The organism is Rhodococcus sp. BS-15, from assembly GCF_000813105.1.
GTDB lineage: Bacteria > Actinomycetota > Actinomycetes > Mycobacteriales > Mycobacteriaceae > Rhodococcoides.
The window spans coordinates 1-3,855 of record NZ_BAOX01000383.1 but is presented as its reverse complement, the minus strand read 5'-3'; the positions used below and the strand labels follow the sequence as shown (position 1 = coordinate 3,855).

Annotated in this window: 4 protein-coding genes and 1 pseudogene; all 5 read right to left on the bottom strand. The window is 66.6% G+C overall.

Annotation, left to right across the window (positions count from 1 at the left end):
- Positions 1 to 52 precede the first annotated feature (52 nt).
- Positions 53 to 544: a ribosomal protein S18-alanine N-acetyltransferase gene (rimI, locus tag RHBS_RS25415; RefSeq protein ID WP_121870414.1), complete on the bottom strand. Its 492-nt coding sequence runs from the start codon at positions 542 to 544 to the stop codon at positions 53 to 55.
- Positions 541 to 1,212, bottom strand: coding sequence for a tRNA (adenosine(37)-N6)-threonylcarbamoyltransferase complex dimerization subunit type 1 TsaB (gene tsaB / locus RHBS_RS25410; protein ID WP_121870415.1), 672 nt, complete (start codon positions 1,210 to 1,212; stop codon positions 541 to 543). The genes rimI and tsaB overlap by 4 nt, the downstream gene beginning before the upstream one ends.
- Before the next feature lie 52 nt (positions 1,213 to 1,264).
- A complete protein-coding gene (gene tsaE / locus RHBS_RS25405) occupies positions 1,265 to 1,774 on the bottom strand; it encodes a tRNA (adenosine(37)-N6)-threonylcarbamoyltransferase complex ATPase subunit type 1 TsaE (protein WP_121870416.1) in 510 nt (169 codons plus the stop codon).
- A complete protein-coding gene (locus tag RHBS_RS25400) occupies positions 1,767 to 2,786 on the bottom strand; it encodes an alpha/beta fold hydrolase (RefSeq protein ID WP_121870417.1) in 1,020 nt (339 codons plus the stop codon). The genes tsaE and RHBS_RS25400 overlap by 8 nt, the downstream gene beginning before the upstream one ends.
- Before the next feature lie 3 nt (positions 2,787 to 2,789).
- Positions 2,790 to 3,855: pseudogene (gene alr / locus RHBS_RS25395) on the bottom strand (alanine racemase); the annotation flags it as partial.

The window sequence follows — 3,855 nt, the reverse complement described above, 5'->3', positions numbered from 1 at the left end:
CGGACGATCCCGACTCCTGTTTCGTCGCAGGAACTTTCGATACCCATAACGATCATCGAGTTGATCCTTCTGTCTTCTCGGACCGACGCATGGTGAAGGCATCCGCCCCGCTCGGTTGGTAGTACTTCGCCCTGGTGCCCACGATCTCGAACCCTTCGCGTCGGTACAACTCGATGGCGGGCTCGTTGTCGGTGCGGACCTCCAGAAAGACCGGCCCACCGTGCTCGTCGGCCACGCGCAGCAATTCGCCCAGCAGTTTCCCGCCGATACCTCTGCGGTGATGCGACGGGTCGACACCGATGGTGTGCACCTCGGACTCTCCGACGACGAATGCTCCGCGGCTCGGCTGCCCCAACAGCGAGATGCCTGCGTAGCCGACGACCTCACCGTCTTCCCGCGCGGTGACGTAGTGATTGTGTGGCGCCGCCAGTTCCGCGATGAATGCATCCTCGGCCCACGGGTCGTCACCCGGGAACAGCACGGTCTCGAGATACGCGCACCGAGCAGCGTCCGCCGCCGTCATCGACTCGATCGACACCGTCACTTCGAAGCCTTCGCTGCGGCGCGCTCGTCGAGCGTCTTGGCGTCGGGGCGGCGCAGGTACAACGGGACGAGAGGGCCCGGGACGATACCGCTGCCGATATCGGCGGCAGCAGCCGCGACCAACCCGGCCGGAGACGGTGCCTGCACATCACGGATCGGAAGCTCGAAAGCCGCAGCATGCGGTGCCGATCCGGCCACCGCGTCGACGCCGAAGGGATCCAGTTCGGCCGGGGCGAGAACGTCGGGCCCAGCCACCCGCACTCCGGCTTCGTAACGCGCCCAATAGATTTCGCGTCGGCGCGCATCGGTCACCACCAACAGCGATCCGGGCTCGGAGACATCTGCGGCGATGGCGTCGAGACTGCAGACGCCGTACACCGCAAGACCGAGTGCGTCACCGAACGCCGCGGCCGTCGCCATTCCCACCCGTAGGCCGGTGTAGGGCCCGGGGCCGACGCCGACGACGACGGCCTCCAACTCGGCCGCGGTGATGCCGGCCTCTGCCAAGCACTCGAGAATGTTGGGCGTCAGAATTTCTGCATGCGATCGAGCGTCCACCCGAACCCGGGTGGCGAGCGTGGTGGTCACTGCACCGTCGGCGGGCTCTGTCAGGCTCACCACACCTGCGGTGACGGCGGGGGTCGAGGTGTCGACGGCAAGTACAAGCACGATATTTCAGATTACCCGTCACCGGGGATACGGCCGCGCACCCGGTACCCGGTCAGGGCCGCTCGCGCGGATCCACCCCGCTGTGCACCCGACTCACCGTCACGCGCCGAACGTCGGAGTCCGGATCACGAGTCAGACGAACCGACACATGGCCGTCCGTCAGCTTCTCGACCAATCCCTCGCCCCACTCGACCACGACGACGGCATCGGTGAGGTCGGTATCGAGGTCGAGGGCATCGAGTTCGTCGACCGCCGACTGCCCCGTCATCCCGAGCCGATATGCATCGACGTGGACCAGCGCAACCGGCGGCAATCCATGGGGCCGTGAGCCGGGCCGATGCTCGCGGGCGATGACGAACGTCGGCGAGGTGACGCGGCCCTGCACACCGAGTCCGGCCGCAATCCCCTTGGTCATGGCGGTCTTTCCGGCCCCGAGCGGGCCGTCGAGAATCACCAGATCACCGGCGACCAGCACGTCCGCAAGCCGGGTACCGAACTCGGCAGTGTCTGCGGCAGTGACCAATTCGACGTCCACCGGTAGAGTCAGCGGATCGTCAGACAACGCCCCACCGTCGCTTCTTGCCCGCGGCCTCCGTTGCCCGTGCCACGAGACGCTGTATCGCGCCGTTGACCTGTTCGGGGAATTCGAGCTGGACCAGATGCCCACCCTGGCGCACACGCACCATCTCCGAACGCGGCAGAGCCTGAGCCAGAGCCTCCGAGCTGGCGAACGGAATGATCCAATCCTCGTCGCCACACACCACCGACACCGGAATGTTCTCGAATTCCAGCAGGGCCTCGGACTCGTCGTGCAACTCGAGCGTCTCGAGGAAATTGACGATCGTGACGACGGAGGTGTCGTCGATCATCGACTGCGAGAACGCCACCAGGCGCGGAGACACCCTGGTCCCGTAGGACGCCGCGCGCAGTACCGGTGAGATGAGCGCACGCACAGCACCGCGACCGAACTGCACGAAGCCGGGCGACGTCCGCACCGCGAGCCGGAACGCGTCGACCGCCGGATTCTGCAGACTACGACCCACCCCGGACTGCGCGAGACCGGCAGCTGTCGTCGAGATCAGGACTGCGCCGATGACTCGCTGACGGAGCACGTCCGATCGTTGCCGCGCCATGGACAGGATCGACATTCCGCCCATCGAGTGCCCGACCAGAACGATGCGCCCCTTGGGTACCACCGAGCGAATCACCGCATCGAGATCGAGGCCGAGCTGGCCGATGGTGCAACTCTCCGGGCTCGGGACTCCCGAACGTCCATGACCGCGCTGGTCGTAGAAGACCATGCGAACCGCAGAGCCCCACTGCTGTTCGAGGGCGCGGCGCTGAAAATGCCACGACGACGTGCGCAGGCAGTAGCCGTGGACGAAGATCACGGTGGTCTCGGCGTCCGACGGACCCACTTCGCGTACCGCGAGCGGCACACCGTCGTCCGCGGTCACGATACTGCCGCGATCGGCGTCCATCAGGTCGAGGTTCTCGGTGGCCAGCGGGTCCTTGTTGGACCGGAACGCCGTCTCGCGCACCACAATCGCAATACTCTCCAGCAATCCGAGCATGATCTAGATCGTCGCCTCCCCTGCGCGAGCGCCGACGAACCGTCGTCGGACGCGTCCACGAACGCCGGTGACGACTTCGTAGCTGATTGTCTCGAGCGCATCCGCCCAATCCTGAGCGTGCGCCTCTCCCCTGTCCCCTGATCCGAACAGTAGCGCCTCGTCGCCGACCGCGACACCCGAGCGGTCACCACCGAGGTCGACAACGAATTGATCCATGCACACTCGTCCCACCGAGGGATAGCGACGACCTGCGATGGTCACCTCGAACCGCCCGCTGAGGCGGCGAACGACCCCGTCGGCGTATCCGAGTGCGACGAGTGCAACCACGGTGTCGGCGGAAGCGGTCCAGGTGTAGCCGTAGGACACAGACTCACCCTCGCTCACCTTCTTGATGTTCGCAACCTGCGCCGATAGCGTCATGACCGGGCGCAACCCGAACGTTCCCAGCTCGGGGACCGGCGACAAGCCGTACAGGGCAATACCCGGGCGGACCAGGTCGAAACCGAGATCGGGTCTGGTCAGCGTGGCTGCCGAGTTGGACAGGTGCACGACGGCGGGAGGCGTTCCGCGTCGGGTGGCGCGCCGCACCGCGTCGCGAAGCCGCTCGGCCTGGGCGTCATTGGCGGGGTGCGCCGGTTCGTCCGAGCAGGCCAAATGCGAGAACATTCCGGTCAATCTCACTGCGCCCTCCGCGACGGCGGCCGCAGTGGCGTCGAGTACGACGTCGAGATCCGATTCCGCGACCCCGTTGCGATTGAGCCCGGTATCGATCTTGAGCGAGAGATCAGCGGTGGAACCGACTCGGCGTGCTGCTTCGACCACGGCGTCCAGCTGGGCAGCGTGGAGACCCCGATCCCCACCTGCTCGGCGATCGCCGCCGCGAAATCGGAGTCCGTTCGGTGCAACCACGCCAACACCGGGACCGTCACACCGGCAGCGCGGAGTTCGAGGGCCTCACCGATGGTGGTGACGCCGAGCTCGTGCGCCCCCCGCTGCGACTGCGGCGTGTGCGACTTCGACGGCACCGTGGCTGTAGCCGTCGGCCTTGACCACCGCCATCACGGCGGCG

Bases quoted from the DNA above. Each gene is read 5' to 3' on its own strand.
- RHBS_RS25400 (WP_121870417.1), bottom strand. From the start codon at position 2,786: ATGCTCGGATTGCTGGAGAGTATTGCGATTGTGGTGCGCGAGACGGCG.